The following is a 20,906-nucleotide window of genomic DNA, read 5'->3' as shown; positions in this document are numbered from 1 at the left end:
AATATGAAACTAATTTTTTTAACTATGAAGCACTGTACACTAAATTTGTAAAATGTTTAAAAATGGATTGTAATGAATGAGAAAAGTGTTGCCGTTGTTACCGAAGCCGGTAATGGAATAGGCAAAGATTTTGCAAGAATCCTGGCAGATAACCATTATGAAGTAGTACTGGCTGCAACTAAAGAGAGCTATGATAAGCTTTCTGCATTAAGCCATGATTACTACAAGCTTACCGAAGTGGATTTCACATCTGAGGAAAGCCTGGTAACACTCAAAAAAAACATTTATGAATCCTATGGCAAGTTGGATCTGCTGGTCAATAACGCAGAGATCGTCAACGGGTTTGGCCATAAGATCGACCAGTTGAATTTAAAGGAGGTCAGGGAGGTCTATGAAGTAAACTTCTTTGCTGTCATTCGGATGATTCAGCTTTTTAATCCGTTACTTAAATTGAGCGAAGACCCGCGTATCATTAATATCACCAGTTCTTTAGGGGATATCAGTAAGATGAAAGACGATACGTTCTGCTATTCCGGTTACAGTCTTACAGCGTATTCTACCGCGAAGGCAGCCTTGAATATGTTTACGCATTTACAATGCAGGGAATACAAACCCTCAAAGATCAGGATTTATAGTTTTGATCCGGTGAATATGAAGAACTGCACCTATAATTCGGTGAATATCTGTGAAGGGGTTAAAGAGGATTTTGTCGACCTGATCTCAAAACAGCAATAGCACTTTACAAATATGTAAGTAAATCGGGTTTCATTCACAGAATCCCATTTGCTTTTCAGCATTAGAAAGCATTGTTTCATATTTCCAACCAGTCTGTTCATCACATTTTTTTGGATAGCGGAAGATGCCTTATTTTTGAGAAATGATCGCATTTTCAGGAGAAACAACTGGTTTATTCTCAAAACACTTATTCTCTTCAGTATTCTCATTCCCGTGGGAATCACTGTTTATGAATCGATATAACAGGTGAAATTCTCCTGCTTTTTGGAGTTATTACTTTCTCAGAATTTTATACAGGTGCATAAGTCTTTCATAATTGCCCGGAAGCACATCGAAGTGATCGAGGCAACCGTATTTTAACCATTGTTCATTACATCCCGATCGGGAATTCTTTTAAAAATAAATTACAGGATTATATAGGAATATAAAATGTTCAATAAGTCAATGTATTATATCCCAGGGCTTGCAGTTGCAGCATACGTATAGAAGCGGTTGCCACCACATCCAGTCCGGGAAATAACTGTTCTTTGGTCACCTTCCGTTTTTCCATAGCAAAGCTGCAAACACTGACACGCACTTTCGAGCGATATTTTTCAAAGAAAGTTTCCAGTTCTGAACCCTTTACGAGATCGGACACCAAAGGCCCTTTAACAATGATCTCAAAGGCAGCGATTTCGATGCCGCTTTCCACGAACCTGTCATACATTCCAAGAACAGATTTAAAATGAAATTCATCGCTGACCCCGAAGGCAAATTTTGGAGTCTTTTGAAGATCAGTTACGGTTTCCGCATCCAGTGCCTGCGCCATTGAACCGGCTGCAGTAAAAAAAAGTAAAGTCACAATAATGAATCCCTGAATAGTATTTTTCATGATGGTAATGGTTGAGTTGGTTCTACTGAATTAAGTTACTGAAAATAATTGGTTTATCGGATAGGCATGCATTTCCAGGAATTAAGAATTGAGAATTGAGAATTGAGAATTGAAAACCGAAGTCAGAAGACAGAAAACAGTTAACCGTTGCCTACAGCCCACAGCCTACTGCATTCCTGTGTTATTGCATTCCTGTTTTACAAGGTGACACCGTTACAGCGTTACAGGTTACAGAAAACGGAAAACAGTTAACAGTTGCCTACAGCCTACAGCCTACTGCTTCACTGCTTCACTGCTTCACAAAGTAACTTACGTTGAATGAGAATTGAAAATGAATATACGTTGCTATGAAAAATACTAGTGTTACCAGTGTCACTGATAGCCCTGGTATCACTAAATACTGAACCTCTATAAATAGCGTTGCCCATCAATTATCTTAATTAAATTCTAAAATTTTGCGAATGTCCTTACTTTGTAGTTGCTTTGGGGATTTTTTGTAAAGGTTTTCCCTAACTGCATGAGCGACAATTCAATATTGATCAGGAAGTTAAAAAAAGCAGATAAGTCTGCTTTTAAAACGCTGTACTTTTCCTATTATGATAAGCTCATCCATATGGCGAAGCGATTTGATTTCAAATTTCTGACTCCCGAAGATTTTATACAGGAAACATTTTTACAGGTTCATAAGAACAGGCATCAGCTTAAGGAAGATGTACTTTTGGATAAGCAGCTTTTTGTCATTTGTCGGAATATTATTCTTAATCATTTGAACCGGGAGAATAAGGTAATTCCCCTGCAGCCCCTGCATCTGTCTGATTCCTTTGAAGAGACTGCTGATACGGAAGAGGAGTCAGATCAGGAATGGTTACTGCAGCTTATCGATCAACTTCCACCACAACGACAGCTTATTTTTCGACTTCACAAGCTGGAGAGTTATAGTTACGATGAAATCGCAACGATGACCAACCTTTCGCATAAGACGATCGCTAACCATATTTATCTGGCCAATACATTTCTCAAAAAAAAATTGAAAAAAGCTTAGGAACTTTTTCCATCCCGATTGTTATCTAAAAAATAATGATCGCTATGAATGTGGAAATTTATACCACCAATGTGAAATCTCAGACCGATATTCTCTATCTGTTAAAAATCCTCTTGTTTAAACTAGCCGATTGTGAGCTCGATTTCGATCTTCGACCACAAGACAGTCTACTTGTAGCTACCAGTAACCGCCCGATCTCAGAGATGCTTATCAGTACCATGCGTTCGGAAGGATTCGAATGTTCACCGCTATATGCATTTTCCTGATGGATCAGAAATTCGAAGATAAATTTAAAAAATCCTGGCAGGAAGAAGCGCCACAGAACCCGGAATCACGCAAATGTGAGTCCTGGGAGAAGTTTTGTGGTACTGCCTTTACTGAAAGGAAAAGGACCTTCCGAAAGTTGTGGAGATATGCTGCCGCGATCCTACTGTTAACAGGCAGTGCTACAGGAATGCTGCTGCAGCAGGAAACAGACCCGGTTCAGGAGAATACCAAAAAACTTATGGTGATCACCAATCCGGGCATCACTTCGAAATCAGTAGTGCTGTCCGATAGTAGCAGAATAATATTACAACCGGGATCCAGAATTGAATTCGCCGAAAATTTCAGGAATAACCGGAACCTCCAGCTGTATGGGGAAGCATATTTTGAAGTCGCTAAAGACAGGGAACATCCATTTTCTGTGGTTTGTGATGAAACTGTAACTACGGTTCTGGGTACAGCATTTAATATTCGGGAATCTACAACAGGTCAGGTGAATATTCAATTGTATGAAGGTAGTATTAGAATGAAACTCAGGAATGAGCCAAAAAATTGGTTATTGGCTCCCGGAGAAGAGATCGTATATGCCGGTACAGGAGTTTCGGTACAGTCTTTTGAACGATACGTCGATTTTGATGATCAGCAACTATCCAGTGTCTTTGATCATCTACTAAGAGAATATGGATTTAAAGTGATAATCTCCCCTGAATATTTGAAAAAGACCGTGACCCTTCGTATCGGAAGAAAGGAAGATCCGAATACCATCTGTAAAACATTGGGAGCGCTCTATAATCTTGACTATTCTCTTGACAGCACCTCGGGGACCATTCGATTCACATCGATGCATCAGACCAACTAATCATCTATCTAAGAACATAACCTAAATTTCAACTGAATGAAGTATTTCATTATTTCATGTTTTATGGCTCTTGGTCTCAAAGCTCATGCGCAGCATGTAACCATACAGCTTAAAGAAGATCAAAGCCTTAATGTACTTTTCCGACAGATCGAAAGCCAGTCGGAGTATAAAATGGCTTTCAATGATAATATAGACGTAAATAAACACCTGAATAAAGCCTTGAGTTTTCAGAATATAGGGACTTCTGAGTTGGTCGGTCTGCTCAATAAAGAATTGCCTTATCGGTTTTCTCTGGTGGGTAATAATATATTGGTAAAGAATATTCCTGTGGCATCTGAGGAACAACAAAGTTTTCGATTTTCCGGAATCATACGGGATACCGAAGGGTTGCCGCTGCCGGGAGCAACGATTTATATTCCGGAATTGCAACAAGGAGCAACCTCCGATATAGAGGGCAGGTTTTCTTTAAAGTTACAACAGGGTACGTATACTGTTACGATCAGTTATATAGGTTTTGATACGGTAGAGAAGAAGATCGTTCTGAATAAAGATACGCAGCTCGATGTCAAATTGAGTGAAGGAGGTGAAGTGTTGGAAGAGGTGATTGTAACGCAAAACAATAAGGCGACGAATATTCAAAAGGCTCAGATGAGTGTAAACCGACTTTCCATGGAAGAGATCAAGCAGATCCCTGTGGCCATGGGAGAACCGGATCCCTTAAAATCATTATTGACTCTTCCGGGAGTTACCAATGCCGGGGAAGGCTCATCGGGATTTAACGTAAGAGGAGGGGCTGCCGATCAAAACCTCGTGCTTCTTGATAATGTTCCGGTCTATAACGATTCCCACCTCTTTGGTTTCTTCTCTGTATTCAATGCCGATGCTGTAAATTCACTTGACTTGTATAAGGGGGGAATTCCTTCCAGATATGGCGGCAGAGTCTCTTCCGTTTTAGATGTTCAACAGCAGAATGGGAGTCTTAGAGAATTTGGTGTTAATGGAGGTATCGGACTTATATCCAGCCGACTTCAGCTCGACGGGCCTTTTCAAAGAGATAAAGGATCGTTTATGGTCGCAGGTAGAACTTCTTATGCCCATCTCTTTTTAAAATTGACCGATAATGATAATTCGGCTTATTTCTATGATATCAATGCCAAACTGAACTATCAGATCAACGAAAATAACAGCCTTCATTTTTCCGGATATAAAGGTAATGACATCTTTGATCTTAGCGATAATTTTCTAAGTACTTATGGAAATACCATGGGAAAACTGAATTGGAAACATCGTTTCGGTACTGAACTTAATACCGATCTTACCGTTTTCTATAGTGATTATCAATTCGGACTCACATTGAACTCCCAGAATTTTGGCTGGGATAGTGCAATCAAAAGTTATGGTCTTAAATATGACTGGCAACATGGTATTTCTGAAAGATTCCGGTTGAATTATGGAATCGAATCGATATACTATGATTTCAATCCGGGCACACTCGTACCGACCAATGAAGAATCTTCGGTTAACTTTATGCAACTCGATAAGAAATATGCTTTAGAATCGGCGATGTATCTGGATCTGCAGCATCAGATCTCGGAAAAGTTACATCTTAACTACGGACTCCGATACAGTATGTTTCATCGGTTTGGTGCACAGGATATCAACACCTATGAGGATGGTCCGGTAACCTATAATCCCACCTATGATATTTATGAGAAATCAACGCCAACCGGAAGTATTTCCTATGGTAAAGGAGAAGTGATCTCCAGTTTCAGGAATTTTGAACCCCGGGTTGCCTTATCCTTTGTGATGAACGAAGAGACCTCGATTAAGGCCAGTTACAACAGAATGGTGCAATACCTCCATATCATTTCGAACAGTCAGTCTCCGACTCCGGTGAATATTTGGGCACCCAGTGGTCCTTTCATAGAGCCACAGTTGCTGGATCAGTTTGCTATCGGATATTTCAGGAACTTTGCAGAGAAACGTTTTTCACTGGAAACGGAAGTTTTTTATAAGAAGATCAAGAACAGGATCGACTATATTGATGGTGCAGATCTTATAGCGAATAACGAACTGGAACAGGTATTACTGAATGGAAAAGCCCGAGCCTATGGGTTGGAACTCCTATTGAGAAAAAATACCGGAAATCTTACCGGATGGATCGCTTATACACTGTCAAGAGCTGAGCAAAAAACGACTGGTAGAGATGTTTCTGAACCGGGTATCGCTAATGGTGACTGGTACCTTTCTCCTTATGATAAGCTACATAACCTAAGCGTCACCGGTAATTATTTCTATACAGATAAATGGTCTTTCAGCGCCAATTTTTCATTACAATCAGGGCAACCGGTAACCTTTCCAAATGGGTATTATGAAATAGGAGGTATTCCCGTTCCTAATTATGCTCTCCGTAATGAAAACCGGCTTCCGATATATCATCACCTGGATTTGGCGGCGACCTATACCCCAAAACCGGATCGTAAAAAAGGATGGCAGAGCTATTGGGTATTCAGTATCTATAATATCTATAACCGAAAAAATGCAGCCTCTATTCGCTTTACGACTAATGACGATACAGGAGCCAATGAAGCACGACGCTTATCGATCTTCGGAATTCTTCCGAGTATATCCTATAATTTTAAATTCTAGCACATGAAATATCAATCCCTATATCGAAATCTATTTTTTGCATTGTTTATGATGTCGGTCATGACGTCCTGTGAAGATGTGATCGATGCAGACCTGGAAAGCGGAGATGCGCGTCTGGTGATCGATGCTGAAATACTTTGGTTCGACAATACTGATGGAAGTCAACAGACCATTAAGATCAGCAGACTGACCGATTATTATAACGAATCGACCACTAAAGTGTCTGGGGCATCCGTTAAGGTTACCGATGCAAATGATAACGAATTTCTTTTTTCAGAAACTTCTGAAAGCGGGACCTATCATTGCACAGATTTTATCCCAGTGTTGAACGCTCAATATTATCTGGAAGTTATCGTGGATGATGAAACGTATACCGCTACTGAGATTATGGTGCCTTCACCTGAGATCAAACGTATTGAACAGCGATCAGACGGTGGTTTTTTAAATGAGGATCTGGAAGTGTCGATCTATTATGATGATGCTGCCGGGGAAGTCAATTCCTATCTTACCGATTTCAACGCAGGAATTCTGAACTTTCCTCAATATGTGTTATCAAATGATGATTTCTTCAACGGGAATGAAATGGAAGAACATTTTTCTCATGAAGATCTTGAACCGGGTCAGGTGGTTGAAATCAATTTCAGAGGAATATCGTTACAAACCTTTAATTACATGGAGTTGATCCTTCAGAGCGCTTCAGCCAACCCCTTCGGTACACCGCCATCCAATGTGAGAGGTAATTTTATCAACGAAACGGATCCGGAAAATTACGCATACGGATATTTCAGACTTTCTCAGGCAAGAAAGGTGGTCTATATCTTAGAGTGACCTGAATACATAGTATAGGAAAAGCCGGGAATATTCCCGGCTTTTTTATGGGGTAAAGTCTCGTTTTCTTTTGAAATATTGCAGCAATCCAAAGTTTGAGCTTCTCAGTCAATTTATTGAGCCTTAAAGGCTACACATCCTTTTTAAGATGATTTTCCTTTGCATTATCAATAACAATTAAATGGTAATCAAAATGGAAACAAAGAAAAAAGTGGTGATACTGATCACCAAAGGTTTGGATGACGAAAGAGCATCTGTAGCATGGAGCATAGCTAACGGCGGGATCAAATCCGGTTTAGAGGTGAGTATCTTTTTGGTAAGCTCAGGAGTGGACTGGGTTAGGAAAGGGGCATTTGAATATGCACATCTGAATCCAAAAGACCCAACGATGAAAGACATGATCGAAACCGTACTGAACAACAAGTGCCGGATTATGGTTTGTCCGCCTTGCTCTGCCGTAAGAGGGTATACGCCCGAAGATCTGATCGATTCTATCGAACTGGTGGGATCACCAGCATTGCATCAGTTGATCCTGGAAGGTGCAGAAACAATTTCGATCTGATACTATTCACACAACATAAAACCTAACATCATGGAAACTCAAAGATCAAATGTTCATTTTTCAAAAGAGCTGATAACACAGGTAACTGCTGACGAACTCGATGGTATTATCGCATCTGAAGCCTATACGATCATTGATGTACGATCGGCAAGCGGAATAGCATCTCAGGGGAATATACCAACCGCGGTGAATGTACCGTTAGAAGAACTCAAAAGGAAGATCGATGAAAGGTCGGAGAACCCGGATTCATTCTTAAACAGCACCGGACCCTTTTTGTTCTGTTGTACCGGAGGAGTGATATCATATATGGCAGCCATTCATGCACAGGAAAGTGGAATGCAACAAGTTTTTAATCTGGAGGGAGGTCATGCGGCCTGGAAAAAATTAAAGGCTGAGGTCTCCTGACCTGTTTAGAAACGAATATATTCAATACGGTATAAAAATGCTTCCTTGTGGAGCATTTTTATTAGGTTCCATAGCTAACGGGATACCATACTTCTATCAAGGTTCCTCCATTTATTCGGGGTAGTACCGAATTCCGAACGGAAACTACGTATAAAATGGGAATCGCTTTCAAAGCCGCAATCATAGCAGATCTGCTGAATGGTAAAATCGGTGGTATGCATAAGATCTCGTGCGAGGTTTAGCCGTTTCTTCAGCAGCCATTTTCCCGGGGTGGTTTCATAGAGATGCTTAAATTCCCTTTTAAAGGATGACAGGCTTTTACCGCATAATCGTGCATATTCTTCAACTTTGAGATTGTAAAAGTATTGTTCTTCCATAACCTGCTCTATCGAACCTCCTGAATTTTTGGAAAGGGTATACAATACATCCCTGATTTCTGAATTTTCAGATTCAAGGCAGATGTTCATCAACATCTCCCTGAATTTTAATTCGATGATCTTTTGAGGTGTCTTTACCGTTTGTTTCAGATAGGAGAAAAAGGAATTATAAAGCATTTCAAGACTTTCACTAACGTTGACACGATAGATGAATTCGGGATGATCCACCTTTTTCATGATTTGAATCTCCTTTTCGATGTCATTCTCAACACAACGTCTGATGAAATCATCTTTCATAAAGAACATCAGAACACAGAAACTCTCTTCAAAATATTGTTGATTTTTGAAGGCGCCTTTCCTGACGAATATCGATTCATTGGCCTTAACCAAAAATTCTCCGGAAGGAGTGATCCATTTTTTCTGACCGTTCAGCACATAAACGATACTATGGCATTCCGACCAGGCACTGAAAAGTTCTTCCTTGATAGGGCATTTGAATTCAACGATGAGGTAATCCTCACCGATGATCTTGTGATATCCGGGCGTTTCCAAAAAGTGCTTATAGGAATCAAACATTTTGTATTAATTTCTATGTTGTTGAAATACTACAAGTTACTTAAATTTTAGCTTTCTAATGATATTCGACTGTCAAAGATGTAATATGAAGTTGTAACGTATGAATGCAATCTCACTTCCTGTTAAAATTAATAAAGATTAGGTTGAAATAATAAGCGTTGAAACAAACTGAAATTCACCCTTGTTTTTCTTAGAAAATAGCGTGATTTCTCCTAGGGGGTATATCCTGTTTATCGGGCATAAATTGTATTTTTCTCACAAGTAAAAGTCTTTTTTTAAGAATTTGGTTATTGGTGTTTGTTTATTAAGAGAATTTGATAATTGACGCAAATGATGTTCTGAATCGTCGATTTTGACGAATTTACCCCTTTTTTTAGACGAGTTTATCCTTGATTTTTCTCTTCCATATGTTATTAATTTGTTAACAAACCAATCATAGAGCACTATATGATCGGTCATGTCAGAAAGAAGATTTCCACTATCCGGTAGCGTTTCTAAACTTAAAAAGTGCGATCGTTCGGCCTTTAAACGAAATCGATTTCGATAAACTAACTTAAATTAAACTATATGGATTTCTTAATCAACTATGAGTTACTGACACGGTACAAGTTTAAAGCAATAGTATCCGTGTTTATTATCTTTTTCTGCGTCTCGGTCGGTTATGCCGAGTCATCTCCCTGGGTTCAAAACCTTCGGGTTACAGGTACAGTTACGTCGCAGTCAGACGGAGTTCCACTTTACGGTGCAACCGTCATCGAAAAGGGAACTGATAATGGTACAGTTACCGATTTCGACGGTAATTTTTCTTTGGAAGTAAGTGGTCCTAATTCTGTTCTCGTCGTTACCTATATCGGTTTTACACAACAGGAGGTTCCATTAAATGGTAAGACACAATTCAGTATTCAATTGATCGAAGATACCTCACAACTGGATGAGGTAGTTGTGATTGGTTACGGTACTCAAAAGCGTTCCGATGTGACGGGATCTGTAACATCAGTTCCATCCGAACGATTGGAAAACCTGCCGGTGACAAACCTGACTCAGGCAATTCAGGGTACTACGGCCGGATTGAATATTAGTACAGGATCTTCGGTACCCGGTAGTCAGGGAGGTATTCAGATCCGTGGAATCAATTCTATCAATGCGAACACAAGTCCGTTTATCGTGGTTGATGGTACTCCTTTTTACGGAACCCTGAATGATATCAACACTCGGGATGTTAAATCCATAGAGGTTTTAAAAGATGCTTCAGCAGTTGCGATCTATGGTACAAGAGGTTCCAACGGGGTTATTCTGATCACAACGAAACGAGGAAAAACCGGTAAGCCAACGATCAATTATAGTACGTATGCGGGCGTTGAAGACATACCTCATAAATTGAAACCGATGGGTCCTGAAGCCTATATTCAGAAATATGAAGATTATATGGAACAAAGAGGACTGGAACAAACCGACGTTTTACCCAATACCGCTGAGATAGATAATTATAACGCAGGCAGAATGGCAAATTGGCTGGATGAGGTGACACAGACAGGTGTGATACAGGAACACAACATAAGTTTTTCAGGAGGTACTGAAAATGCTAAATATTTTCTTTCAGGAAGCTATCTCGATGAAAAAGGTGTTGTAAAAGGGTATCAGTACAATCGCTTTAATTTTCGGTCAAATCTAGATCTGGACATTACAGATTGGTTAACAACCGGGGTAACTGTGTTTTTTGCAAACAATAATTATGACGGGGGAAGAGCTAACCTCTTAAATGCAACAGCGATGAGCCCCTATTCTGTACCTTATGATGAAAATGGAGAATACGATATTTATCCGATGTCACCCGAACAGCTTTATGAAAATCCGTTGTTAGGACTAACCACAGATCGGGTTGACCATATTCGTAATTTTTCAGGTACTGCCTATGCAATTGTTAAACCCTGGATCGATGGGCTACAATACAGGATCAATGCCTCTTATTATATCAATCCCAGATTTAATGCGACCTATGAAGGACGTGCGGCAAACGATAATAATGGTACGGCTTATATCTATAATGCAGAAACCAAGAACTGGATCATAGAAAACCTGTTGACGTATACAAAGGATATTGAAAAGCATCATTTTGATGTGACGTTACTCTACAGTGCACAAGAGACGAATTATCAAAATTCATCAATTACAGGAGTTGGTTTCTTGAGTGATGCGCTTTCCTACCATGGAATAGAATCAGCAAGTAACATCAGTGGTGCATCTGCGAGTAATAAAACCACTTTATTGTCACAAATGGCGAGATTGAATTATTCCTATGACAGCAGATACCTGTTAACGTTAACGGCACGTAGGGATGGATACTCAGCATTTGGTGCGAATACAGATAAATACGGGTTGTTCCCTTCTGTAGCTTTAGGTTGGAATATCGCCAATGAAAGTTTTATGGAAAATGCATCAAAAATCAACCAATTGAAACTCCGTTTTTCCTATGGAGAAACAGGTAACCAGGCGATCGATCCAAATCAAACACAGAGTACTGCAGGTACCGTATTATATCCGTTCGGTGGCTCAGCGCTGGTAGGAACGTATATCAATGGGATGGGGAATGCGAACCTGCAATGGGAAACAACCACATCGGCTAACCTTGGGGTGGATTTCGGATTCTTTGATAACCGCATTTCTGGTACTGTTGAGGTATATAAAAGCAAAACCAAGGATATTCTCCTAAGAAGAAATATTCCAAATATTACAGGTTTCACTTCAATTTGGGACAATATCGGTAAGATGGAAAACCAGGGTCTGGAAATCACCCTGAACACCGTAAATGTTAACGCTAATGATTTCAAATGGGAAACAGGTATCAATTTCTCCACCTATAAGAACGAGCTCGTAGAGATCTATGGCGATGGAGAAGATGATATAGCCAATGGATGGTTTCTTGGAGAGTCATTGAACTCAGTGTACACCTATAAAAAAGTAGGGGTCTGGCAGGAGGGTGAAGATCCTTCCAATTGGGATCCTACAGCACGTCCGGGAGATATCAAATTTGCAGATATCAATGGTGATGGTCAGATCGATTCTGAGAATGACCGGGTGATCCAGGGAAATTCATTACCTGACTGGACCGGTGGTATCACCAATACCTTTAGCTATAAGAACTTTACCTTCAGCTTTTTTATTCAAACTGCGCAAGGCATCGTTAAAGGAAATCCGGATATCAACTACGGAGATGAGGTAGGAAGAAGAAATGTTCCCGCAGATTTCCAGTACTGGACTCCTGAAAATGCGAGCAATGAATGGCCTTCACTCGTGGCATATCAGAATAATAAAGGGTATTGGTTTCCTAAGGATGCAAGTTATACCCGAATTAAAGATATCCGATTGAGTTATAATGTTCCCGCTGCCGTTTTAGAGAAATATAATATTCAGAGTCTGATGTTATATGTAGCGGGAAGAAACCTGTATACTTTCACCGACTGGATCGGATGGGACCCGGAAAGTTCTCAATCCTACAGAGGATCCGGTGACTGGACAAATAACTATCCTTTGGTACGAACAATATCACTGGGATTGAATGTATCACTATAAACTTAAAGAAGCTTAAAGATGAGAAAATATATAACATTCATAGCAATTTTATGGTCGCTGAGCCTTGTCACTTCGTGTAGTGATTCCTTTTTGGATGAGGAAGTACAGGACGCATATTCGGCAAGTAATGTGACTGACAAACTAAGTTTGAATGCCGCTTTGATCGGTTTGTATCAACAGATCAGTAACTATTATACCTATTCAGGAGAGCAAGGATGGCTTTGTGTTTGGCAGGTTGGTACAGATATCACCTGGCCGACACAACCCCAGGGAGCTGAAATACCTTTTTATCGCTATAATACATTGACCTCAGATAACGGAGTAGCACTCAGGATCTGGTCGCTGGATTATAATATCATCGAAAATTCGAACAATGTGATCTATGCCATCGATGTAAACGGTGATCAAATATCCGATATGACCGAAGCAGAGAAATTACAGTTCAGTGCTGAAGCAAAATTCTTCAGAGCCCGGGCTTATAATGAAATGGCAACCTTATTTGGTGGAGTACCGTTGGTTACCGAACCTATTAAAGAACCGAGAACTGATTTCGTGAGAGCAAGTCTACAGGAGATCAATGCGCTGATAGAATCTGACCTTCTATTTGCGATTTCCAATTTACCTGCGATCGGACAAACCGTTGAGGAACAAAGAGTGAGTAGTGCTGCAGCGAGTCAGTTGTTAGCAAAAGTTTATCTAAGAATGGGAGATTATGCACAGGCGGAAGCGCAATGTGATATCCTGATCGATAATCCTTCGATCGCTCTGGTATCTAACCGTTACGGAGTTAAGGCAGGTGAAGAGGGTGATGCTTTTTCAGATATGTTTTTGGTGGGTAACCAAAGAAGATCTCAGGGAAATTCTGAGGCGATCTGGGTTCTTGAAAATGAGAATCCGAGTGACGTAAGAGGCGGAAGTAGTGGAAGTCCCCAGCAAAGAAGGGTTTGGGGGGGTGCCTACCACAACAGAAATGGTATGATACCCGCAGATTCTTTGGGAGGAAGAGGGTTATCCAGAATGCGCCTGAATAATTGGGTTCTCTATGATCTTTATGATAATTCTGATATGAGAAATTCCAAGTATAGCATCCATAGAAGATTCAAATATAACAACCCGAATACACCGGATCTTTATGGCCAGGATGTTCCTTACGAAGGCCCGGATACACTTTTCATTATTAATCCGTATACCTTAAAATGGGGGCAGTTTGATCCCAGAGATGTTTTTGGATATGGGATGTGGAAGGATTTTATCCTGATGCGATTAGGAGAAACTTACCTGTTAAAAGCTGAAGCCCAGTTTATGCAGGGAGATCTTGAGGGTGCTGCAGCATCGATCAATGCCTTGAGAACAAGAGCAAATGCACCGCTGGTGGATGCTTCCGATATCGATATGGATTTTATTCTTGATGAAAGGGTACGAGAACTACTCGGCGAGGAAAACAGACGTTTGGAATTGATGCGAACCGGAACCTTATTGGATCGGGTATATTTAAATGATGACGCACCCGAAAATATGAAAATAGAAGGTATTTCTGAAAAGAACCTTTTATTCCCCATTCCAATAACCGAAATCCAATTAAATAAGGATGCAGAACTGGAACAGAATCCCGGATATTAATATATAAACACACAGTTAGTTGGTTATGTGTTTTGCCAAACCTGATCTTCGATTTCATCCATCGAAGCATCAGGTTTGATATATTAAACGGATTCCGACTATCTTTGAAAACAACGACAATTAGAATTATGAATTTTCGAATATTACTTATTCTTCTGTTATCACTAAATTTCTTTTATTCTCGATCTCAAAATGATAAAAATGGGCTGGAACAACGCCGGGAGATGGTAAAAATGCTCTCAAAGATCGCTGATCCGGTACTGAGTAATCTGGCAAATGATTCGCTTAAATATAAAATGCCGGTGGAAAAGGCGATCGATCCTTATGGAGGGAGGGAGCAGGTAACCTATCTCGAAGCTTTTGGCAGATTACTTGCAGGGATGGCACCCTGGCTGGAACTTGGTCCAGATGATACCGAAGAAGGGAAGCTTCGCGAAAGATACATTACACTTGCAGTGAAGGGTATTGAAAATGCAACAGACCCTAATGCAGCAGATTACATGAATTTCACAGAGGGAGGGCAACCCTTGGTGGATGCAGCATTTCTGGCGGAGGCACTGATCAGAGCTCCTGAGCAATTATGGGGTAATCTTGATGAAACTACCAGAGAGAATGTAATACGCGAGCTTAAAAGTACAAGAAGTATATCCCCTCCTTATATGAACTGGTTGCTATTTAGCGGAATGGTAGAGGCCGCACTGCTGAAATTTACAGGAGATGCGGATATGATGCGTATCGAATATGCACTTCTGAAACATGATGAGTGGTACCTCGGCGATGGTATATATGGAGATGGTCCTGATTTCCATTGGGATTATTATAACAGCTATGTTATTCAACCGATGATCCTGGATATTGTCAATGTTCTTGGAGATAAAAAAGAATCTTTATCGAATTACCGATACCGGAATAAATTTATCGATGATGCCGGTGTCTTTCTGGAAAGGGCTCAACGCTATGCAGCCATACAGGAACGGCTCATTTCTCCGGAAGGTACATTTCCTCCGATTGGAAGATCACTTGCCTACAGATGCGGGGCATTCCAGATGCTTTCACAGATAGCCTTTTTTCAAAAACTTCCCCATCAGATCGCACCCGCCCAGGTTAGAGAAGGACTTTTTGCAGTTATTAAAAACCAGATGAGTGTGCCTGGAACTTTTGATGAAAATGGCTGGTTGACTATCGGTTTCTATGGTCATCAGCGCGAGATTGCAGAACCCTATATCTCAACAGGGAGTCTGTACCTCTGTTCTACCGCTTTTCTGGTACTCGGACTACCACAACAAACTCCATACTGGTCGGCTCCCGGCAGACCCTGGACCCAAAAACAAATTTGGAGCGGGGGTATGGCAAAGGCAGATCATGCGTTTTATCCTGGAGATTACAGCAATAAAAAAATGAAATGGGATACCCTGATTCCGGTGACTTCCTTTGATAAAAAAGGGATTTTCAGAAATTACTGGAATACTCTATACCCTTGGGGAAGTGATCATAATGGTACTGCTCGCATGGATAAATCAAATGTTATTTTAGAGAAAGGAGTAGTGGAACTTCATGCGGAATTACTGGATAAATCGGAAGGGAAAAGTAAATCTTCACCTTATTTACCTATTCGTTACCGATCAGGAGCGATCCATGCCCAACAAACGATCACGGTATCCGCACAAAATCCGGTATATGAGATCTCAGGAGAATTTAAAGTGCCGTATCTTTCCGGGACCTGGCCTGCTTTCTGGATGACAGCGGTTGATGGATGGCCACCGGAAACGGATATTATGGAATTCAAAGGCAATACTATTAACTGGCAGAATACTTTTATGACACCGTCTGAGGTAACGACCATTCAAAAAGAAGTATCCGGTGGTTCCGATAACTGGCACACCTATAAGATCAGAATGGAATATCAGGATGAAAAACATACAACGATATCTTATTTTATAGATGACGAGCAAACCGGAATTCATTACACAGATTTTTCAAATAAAGCTTTTTGGCTGATCATTAACTTGCAGATGGAAGGATCTTCCGGTAAGGCCGGGGATCTGGAACATGCTTCTTTATCGGCAAAAAATGTAATTGTTAAACGATTAAATGCAGAATGAGTTTGTTTACTAAGAATCTTTACTCAAGAACACTTTCATTAGTTTTCACTTTCTTTTTACTGTTTTCCTCCTGTGCAGGGTTGAAGATTTCGAACATTGCACTGGGTAATGGTTGGAGCAATAATTCTGTGAATACAGTAATTTTCAGAGGTAAGGCAGTAACCACTTTTGAAAATATACAATTTACGGCTTACTATAATGAGAAGGGGAAAATGGTGCTGGCAAAAAGAAAAGTTGGTACAGAAAACTGGGAAATAAAGGAGACTCCTTATTCCGGAAATGTGAAAGATGCACACAACAGTATTAGTTTAGCGGTCGATTCGGATGGTTACTTGCATATAAGCTGGGATCAGCATAATGAACCCTTGCGCTATGTAAAAAGTACAGCACCTTTTGGGTTGGAACTTACCGAAGAACTCCCTATGACAGGTTTGCAGGAGGAAAGGGTAACCTACCCGGAATTCCAGAACCTTCCTGACGGGAAGTTATTGTTTCTGTATCGTTCCGGTGAGTCTGGAAGGGGTAATCTGGTGATTAATTCTTATGATCCGGTGACCGGTAAATGGAAGCAAATACAGGATAATCTCATCGATGGAGAAGAGCAAAGAAGCGCTTACTGGCAAACCGCTGTAGGTCCCGAAGGTTCTCTATATCTGTCATGGGTGTGGAGAGAAACCTGGGATGTATCTACAAATCATGATATGTGTTTCGCAGTTTCTCATGATGGGGGAAAATCATGGGAACGTTCCAATGGTGAAAAATATGAGTTGCCGATCAAGGCAGAAACCGCAGAGATTGCCTGGAAGATCAATCAGAATTCAAGCCTGATCAACCAGACCTCCATGACGGTTTCAGAGAATAGCGAACCTTTTATCACAACCTATTGGGAAACCGATGGCATACCTCAATACAAGGTGATCTTCCGGATGAATGGACAATGGGAGATGATCGATACAAATTTTCATAAGGAGCCATTCCATCTTGGAGGTGGAGGAACAAAGCGTATCCCTATCTCGAGACCGGTCATCTTTCTTAAGGGAAACATGATCTGCTTGTTGTTTCGGGATGAGGAGAACGATAATCGTATAACACTCGCTAAAAGGACGGTGAATGGAAATTCATGGAGCAGGATCGATCTTTCAGAAGAGAATCTTGGTCAGTGGGAACCCAACATCGATGTGGAATTATGGAAAAAGAACAGGAAATTACACGTATTTTCACAGCAGGTTATTCAGGTTGATGGGGAGGGTTTAACCGACATTCCTCCACAACCGGTTAAGATCATAGAAGTAAAAAATATTCCCTTAAAATAGACTAAATATGAAAGTAAAGATGATTGTAGCGGTATCTCTGTTATCTCTTTTTGCCTGCAAAGAGCAAAAGAAAGAGGAAGTAGTTACAGAGGACACGCTTGAAACTACTATTGATTCGGTATTGATACAGGCTACCCGTCAATATGAATATCTCAGTGAAAAGGTTGAACCCGGTCAGTATCCAAAGACCTATCACAAAGAGGGAGATAAACTGGAAACGAGTAATTCCGGATGGTGGTGTAGCGGATTCTATCCGGGAACGATGTTATATCTGAACGAGAACAATTCATCTTCAGTTTTAAAGGAAGAAACGGATGCATTTTTAAAAGACCTGGCCAAAGAACAGTTTAATACGACCACCCACGATCTCGGATTTATGATGTTCTGTAGTTTTGGAAATGCGGAAAGATTGCAACCGAATCCCGAATACGAATCGATTTTGATGAATAGTGCCAAATCGCTTTCCACCCGATACAATGATACTGTTAAAGCGATTCGTTCCTGGGACAATGCATCCTGGAATAAAGGAGGTGATGGTGATCTTGTGGTTATCATCGATAATATGATGAATCTCGAATTGCTTTTCTGGGCCACTGAACATAGTCAAGACAGCACGTATTATAACATTGCGGTGAATCATGCGAATACTACCATAGACAATCATTTCAGACCTGATTATAGTTCCTTTCATGAGGTGATCTATGATGAAAAAACAGGTGAGGCCAAAATGCATATTACCAATCAGGGAGCTGCTGATTCTTCCTCATGGGCGAGAGGACAATCGTGGGGATTATATGGGTATACGGTAATGTACAGAGCGACCGGAGATTCCAAATACCTCGAGCAAGCAAAACATATCGCCGATTATTTGCTGTCACATCCAAACCTGCCGGAGGATATGATCCCTTACTGGGACTTTAATGCACCGGGAATTCCGGATGCTTTGAGAGATTCTTCTGCGGCAGCGATCATCGCATCCGCTTTATTGGAATTATCCACATATACCGATGGAGAAAATTCCCAACGATATATACAGGCTGCTGAAACCATGCTGAAAAATCTGTTGAAACCGGAATATCTGGCTGAGGTAGGGGAGAATGGTGGCTTCCTGTTAAAGCACGGAGTAGGGAATATGCCGAATAATACCGAGGTCGATACTCCCTTATCTTATGGAGATTATTATCTCGTGGAAGCCATGCTTCGATATAAAAACTTAAAATAGAAATCAAGAACACTACTAAAACTGCATTATGAATAAGTTATTACTGGCGCTGACTTACCTGATCACTGGCGTATGTCTTTATGCCCAGGAAGATATTATTATCAACACACAGGGCAGGAATTCTATCTCCCTGAACGGAACCTGGCATTATATTATCGATCCGTATGAGACCGGGTTTTATGATTATCGATTTAAAGAAAGAAACGAGGGTGACGGTGGCGCTTACTGGAACCGGCCCGTATTGACAAAGAAAACCGACTGGACAGAACATGGGTATAAGGATCCGTATACGATACAAGTACCGGGAGACTGGAATTCCCAGGATCGTATTTTCGAATATTATGAGGGAACCGTTTGGTATCAGCGAGAATTCGATGCTCCTGCTTTAAAAGACGATGAATCGGTCTATTTATATTTCGGAGCGGTCAACTATGAGGCACATGTTTACCTGAACGGAAAGAAACTGGGAATGCATAAAGGTGGATTTACGCCTTTCAATTTTAAGATTCCTAAAGAGGTTTTGATGGAAGAAGGAAATTATCTTGTGGTAAAGGTCGATAACAAAAGGCATCCGGAGGAGATCCCAACGGTAAATACCGACTGGTGGAATTTTGGAGGAATCACTCGTGATGTAAAGCTGGTTGTTGTACCAGAAACCTTTATACGTCAATACCATGTACAACTGGATCCGGAGCAGGATGTCGTAAAAGCATCCAGTAAAAAAAGATTTCAGATAAAAGGGTGGATCAAATTGAATAACCCGGTATCGGAGGGTATTGTGACGCTGGAAATACCGGAATTGAAATTGAAGGAAGAGGTGAGGGTTACCGGAGATTCGGTTTCTCTGGCTTTTGAAGCCCGAAAAATGAAGCTTTGGTCAACATCGAGTCCTAAACTTTATGAGGTAAATCTAACCTTTAATGATCATACCATCAAGGATAAGATAGGATTCCGTAAGATCGCTGTGGAAGGAGAGAAGATCCTGTTGAACGGGAAGCAGCTATTCCTAAGAGGGATCAGTATCCATGAGGAAATTCCTCAGGAAGTGCGCCGTGCTAACAGTGCGGCAGATGCTACTCAATTATTCGGATGGGTGAAGGAATTGAATGCGAATATGGTTCGTTTGGCACATTATCCACATAATGAATATATGCCACGCCTTGCAGATTCTCTGGGGATTCTCGTATGGACAGAGATCCCGGTATACTGGACCATTGATTTTGGAAATAAGGAAGTATTGAAGAAGGCAGAGAAACAACTGGAGGAAATGATCTCCCGCGACCGTAATCGAGCTTCCGTGATCATCTGGTCCGTAGGAAATGAAACTCCTGTTAGTGAAACGAGAACCAATTTTATGAGTACTCTGGTGAAAAAGGCCAGAAGTATGGATGCTACACGATTGATTTCAGCTGCTCTGGAAGTTAGCTATAATGCCGGAGTAAATTATGTAGATGACCCCTTGGGAGCATATACCGACATCGTTTCCCTGAATGAGTATCTGGGCTGGTACGGAGCATTACCAGATGCCTGTCAAACCGCTAAATGGGAAACTAAATACAAAAAGCCTTTTTTTATCAGTGAAACCGGTGCCGGAGCTAAAGGCGGCTTCCATGATGTTAAGGAAATGCGTTTCAGTGAAGAATTCCAGGAATGGTATTATAAGGAACAGGTGAATATGTTTAAAACACGATTTCCAGCTAATTTCAGCGGACTTTCCCCATGGATACTTGCAGACTTCCGTTCGCCGAGAAGAAATAATCCTGAATATCAGGAAGGCTGGAACCGCAAAGGACTTATCGATGATAAGGGAAATAAGAAACTTGCTTTTTACATCTTACAGGATTACTACAAAGAGATGATGGAAAAGGAAAACAATTAAAAAATTGTAATCGGAATGAACCTATCCGGGTA

At 40.8% G+C, this 20,906-nt stretch carries 17 protein-coding genes; 15 read left to right on the top strand and 2 right to left on the bottom strand.

Annotation, left to right across the window (positions count from 1 at the left end):
- Positions 1 to 72 precede the first annotated feature (72 nt).
- Together DMZ48_RS16390 and DMZ48_RS18930 are read left to right on the top strand one after the other, a co-directional pair.
- Entirely contained in the window at positions 73 to 735 is a 663-nt protein-coding gene (locus DMZ48_RS16390) for an SDR family NAD(P)-dependent oxidoreductase (RefSeq protein WP_143956256.1), read from the top strand.
- A gap of 246 nt (positions 736 to 981) precedes the next feature.
- The gene (locus DMZ48_RS18930; RefSeq protein ID WP_143956255.1) at positions 982 to 1,095 is read left to right on the top strand and encodes a LytTR family transcriptional regulator DNA-binding domain-containing protein; all 114 of its coding nucleotides are present in this window, start codon (positions 982 to 984) and stop codon (positions 1,093 to 1,095) included.
- A gap of 73 nt (positions 1,096 to 1,168) precedes the next feature.
- Here DMZ48_RS18930 and DMZ48_RS16380 read toward each other — a convergent pair whose 3' ends face one another.
- Positions 1,169 to 1,606: a DsrE family protein gene (locus DMZ48_RS16380; protein WP_143956254.1), complete on the bottom strand. Its 438-nt coding sequence runs from the start codon at positions 1,604 to 1,606 to the stop codon at positions 1,169 to 1,171.
- A gap of 517 nt (positions 1,607 to 2,123) precedes the next feature.
- On the opposite strand from DMZ48_RS16380, the gene DMZ48_RS16375 reads away from it, so the two are divergent.
- The 7 genes from DMZ48_RS16375 (at position 2,124) to DMZ48_RS16345 (ending at position 8,215) form a co-directional block, all read left to right on the top strand.
- Positions 2,124 to 2,648 carry an RNA polymerase sigma factor gene (locus DMZ48_RS16375; RefSeq protein ID WP_143956253.1) on the top strand — a complete coding sequence of 175 codons (525 nt, stop codon included), beginning with the start codon at positions 2,124 to 2,126 and terminating at the stop codon, positions 2,646 to 2,648.
- 44 nt (positions 2,649 to 2,692) lie between these two features.
- On the top strand, positions 2,693 to 2,914 hold the full coding sequence (locus tag DMZ48_RS16370) for a hypothetical protein (protein ID WP_143956252.1): 222 nt from the start codon (positions 2,693 to 2,695) through the stop codon (positions 2,912 to 2,914).
- Complete coding sequence (locus DMZ48_RS16365) at positions 2,914 to 3,771, top strand: FecR family protein (protein ID WP_162558748.1); 858 nt, start codon at positions 2,914 to 2,916, stop codon at positions 3,769 to 3,771. Before DMZ48_RS16370 ends, DMZ48_RS16365 begins: the two co-directional genes overlap by 1 nt.
- A 36-nt stretch (positions 3,772 to 3,807) precedes the next feature.
- Positions 3,808 to 6,420 (top strand): TonB-dependent receptor, encoded by a 2,613-nt coding sequence (locus tag DMZ48_RS16360; RefSeq protein WP_143956250.1) that lies wholly within the window; start codon positions 3,808 to 3,810, stop codon positions 6,418 to 6,420.
- A 3-nt stretch (positions 6,421 to 6,423) separates the two neighbouring features.
- A complete protein-coding gene (locus tag DMZ48_RS16355; protein WP_143956249.1) occupies positions 6,424 to 7,248 on the top strand; it encodes a DUF4249 family protein in 825 nt (274 codons plus the stop codon).
- Positions 7,249 to 7,441: 193 nt separating this feature from the next.
- Positions 7,442 to 7,810: a DsrE family protein gene (locus tag DMZ48_RS16350; protein WP_162558747.1), complete on the top strand. Its 369-nt coding sequence runs from the start codon at positions 7,442 to 7,444 to the stop codon at positions 7,808 to 7,810.
- Positions 7,811 to 7,840: 30 nt separating this feature from the next.
- Complete coding sequence (locus tag DMZ48_RS16345) at positions 7,841 to 8,215, top strand: rhodanese-like domain-containing protein (RefSeq protein WP_143956247.1); 375 nt, start codon at positions 7,841 to 7,843, stop codon at positions 8,213 to 8,215.
- A gap of 74 nt (positions 8,216 to 8,289) precedes the next feature.
- On the opposite strand, the gene DMZ48_RS16340 is transcribed toward DMZ48_RS16345, so the two are convergent.
- Positions 8,290 to 9,168, bottom strand: coding sequence for a helix-turn-helix domain-containing protein (locus DMZ48_RS16340; RefSeq protein WP_143956246.1), 879 nt, complete (start codon positions 9,166 to 9,168; stop codon positions 8,290 to 8,292).
- Between the two features lie 567 nt (positions 9,169 to 9,735).
- Between DMZ48_RS16340 and DMZ48_RS16335 the strand changes: the two genes are divergently transcribed.
- The 6 genes from DMZ48_RS16335 to DMZ48_RS16310 all read left to right on the top strand — a co-directional run bounded on the left by DMZ48_RS16335 (position 9,736) and on the right by DMZ48_RS16310 (position 20,874).
- Positions 9,736 to 12,738 carry a SusC/RagA family TonB-linked outer membrane protein gene (locus tag DMZ48_RS16335; protein ID WP_143956245.1) on the top strand — a complete coding sequence of 1,001 codons (3,003 nt, stop codon included), beginning with the start codon at positions 9,736 to 9,738 and terminating at the stop codon, positions 12,736 to 12,738.
- Positions 12,739 to 12,756: 18 nt separating this feature from the next.
- Positions 12,757 to 14,358: a RagB/SusD family nutrient uptake outer membrane protein gene (locus tag DMZ48_RS16330; protein ID WP_143956244.1), complete on the top strand. Its 1,602-nt coding sequence runs from the start codon at positions 12,757 to 12,759 to the stop codon at positions 14,356 to 14,358.
- Between the two features lie 233 nt (positions 14,359 to 14,591).
- Positions 14,592 to 16,460 carry a DUF2264 domain-containing protein gene (locus DMZ48_RS16325; protein WP_242009239.1) on the top strand — a complete coding sequence of 623 codons (1,869 nt, stop codon included), beginning with the start codon at positions 14,592 to 14,594 and terminating at the stop codon, positions 16,458 to 16,460.
- On the top strand, positions 16,457 to 17,773 hold the full coding sequence (locus DMZ48_RS16320) for a BNR repeat-containing protein (protein ID WP_143956242.1): 1,317 nt from the start codon (positions 16,457 to 16,459) through the stop codon (positions 17,771 to 17,773). Before DMZ48_RS16325 ends, DMZ48_RS16320 begins: the two co-directional genes overlap by 4 nt.
- A gap of 7 nt (positions 17,774 to 17,780) precedes the next feature.
- Positions 17,781 to 18,995: a glycoside hydrolase family 88 protein gene (locus tag DMZ48_RS16315; protein ID WP_143956241.1), complete on the top strand. Its 1,215-nt coding sequence runs from the start codon at positions 17,781 to 17,783 to the stop codon at positions 18,993 to 18,995.
- A gap of 28 nt (positions 18,996 to 19,023) precedes the next feature.
- Positions 19,024 to 20,874 (top strand): glycoside hydrolase family 2 protein, encoded by a 1,851-nt coding sequence (locus DMZ48_RS16310; protein ID WP_143956240.1) that lies wholly within the window; start codon positions 19,024 to 19,026, stop codon positions 20,872 to 20,874.
- Positions 20,875 to 20,906: the final 32 nt, after the last annotated feature.

Origin of the sequence: Robertkochia solimangrovi (assembly GCF_007279655.1) — a bacterium.
Lineage (GTDB): Bacteria > Bacteroidota > Bacteroidia > Flavobacteriales > Flavobacteriaceae > Robertkochia > Robertkochia solimangrovi.
This window is presented reverse-complemented; position numbering and strand designations above follow the sequence as displayed.

Excerpts from the sequence above, each read along its gene's own strand:
- DMZ48_RS16350 (WP_162558747.1), top strand. The coding sequence starts at position 7,442 with ATGGAAACAAAGAAAAAAGTGGTGATACTGATCACCAAAGGTTTGGAT.
- DMZ48_RS16360 (WP_143956250.1), top strand. The coding sequence starts at position 3,808 with ATGAAGTATTTCATTATTTCATGTTTTATGGCTCTTGGTCTCAAAGCT.
- DMZ48_RS16365 (WP_162558748.1), top strand. The coding sequence starts at position 2,914 with ATGGATCAGAAATTCGAAGATAAATTTAAAAAATCCTGGCAGGAAGAA.
- DMZ48_RS16375 (WP_143956253.1), top strand. The coding sequence starts at position 2,124 with ATGAGCGACAATTCAATATTGATCAGGAAGTTAAAAAAAGCAGATAAG.
- DMZ48_RS16355 (WP_143956249.1), top strand. The coding sequence starts at position 6,424 with ATGAAATATCAATCCCTATATCGAAATCTATTTTTTGCATTGTTTATG.
- DMZ48_RS16370 (WP_143956252.1), top strand. The coding sequence starts at position 2,693 with ATGAATGTGGAAATTTATACCACCAATGTGAAATCTCAGACCGATATT.
- DMZ48_RS16330 (WP_143956244.1), top strand. The coding sequence starts at position 12,757 with ATGAGAAAATATATAACATTCATAGCAATTTTATGGTCGCTGAGCCTT.
- DMZ48_RS16390 (WP_143956256.1), top strand. The coding sequence starts at position 73 with ATGAATGAGAAAAGTGTTGCCGTTGTTACCGAAGCCGGTAATGGAATA.
- DMZ48_RS16320 (WP_143956242.1), top strand. The coding sequence starts at position 16,457 with ATGAGTTTGTTTACTAAGAATCTTTACTCAAGAACACTTTCATTAGTT.
- DMZ48_RS16325 (WP_242009239.1), top strand. The coding sequence starts at position 14,592 with ATGCTCTCAAAGATCGCTGATCCGGTACTGAGTAATCTGGCAAATGAT.
- DMZ48_RS16315 (WP_143956241.1), top strand. The coding sequence starts at position 17,781 with ATGAAAGTAAAGATGATTGTAGCGGTATCTCTGTTATCTCTTTTTGCC.
- DMZ48_RS16340 (WP_143956246.1), bottom strand. The coding sequence starts at position 9,168 with ATGTTTGATTCCTATAAGCACTTTTTGGAAACGCCCGGATATCACAAG.
- DMZ48_RS16345 (WP_143956247.1), top strand. The coding sequence starts at position 7,841 with ATGGAAACTCAAAGATCAAATGTTCATTTTTCAAAAGAGCTGATAACA.
- DMZ48_RS16335 (WP_143956245.1), top strand. The coding sequence starts at position 9,736 with ATGGATTTCTTAATCAACTATGAGTTACTGACACGGTACAAGTTTAAA.
- DMZ48_RS16310 (WP_143956240.1), top strand. The coding sequence starts at position 19,024 with ATGAATAAGTTATTACTGGCGCTGACTTACCTGATCACTGGCGTATGT.
- DMZ48_RS16380 (WP_143956254.1), bottom strand. The coding sequence starts at position 1,606 with ATGAAAAATACTATTCAGGGATTCATTATTGTGACTTTACTTTTTTTT.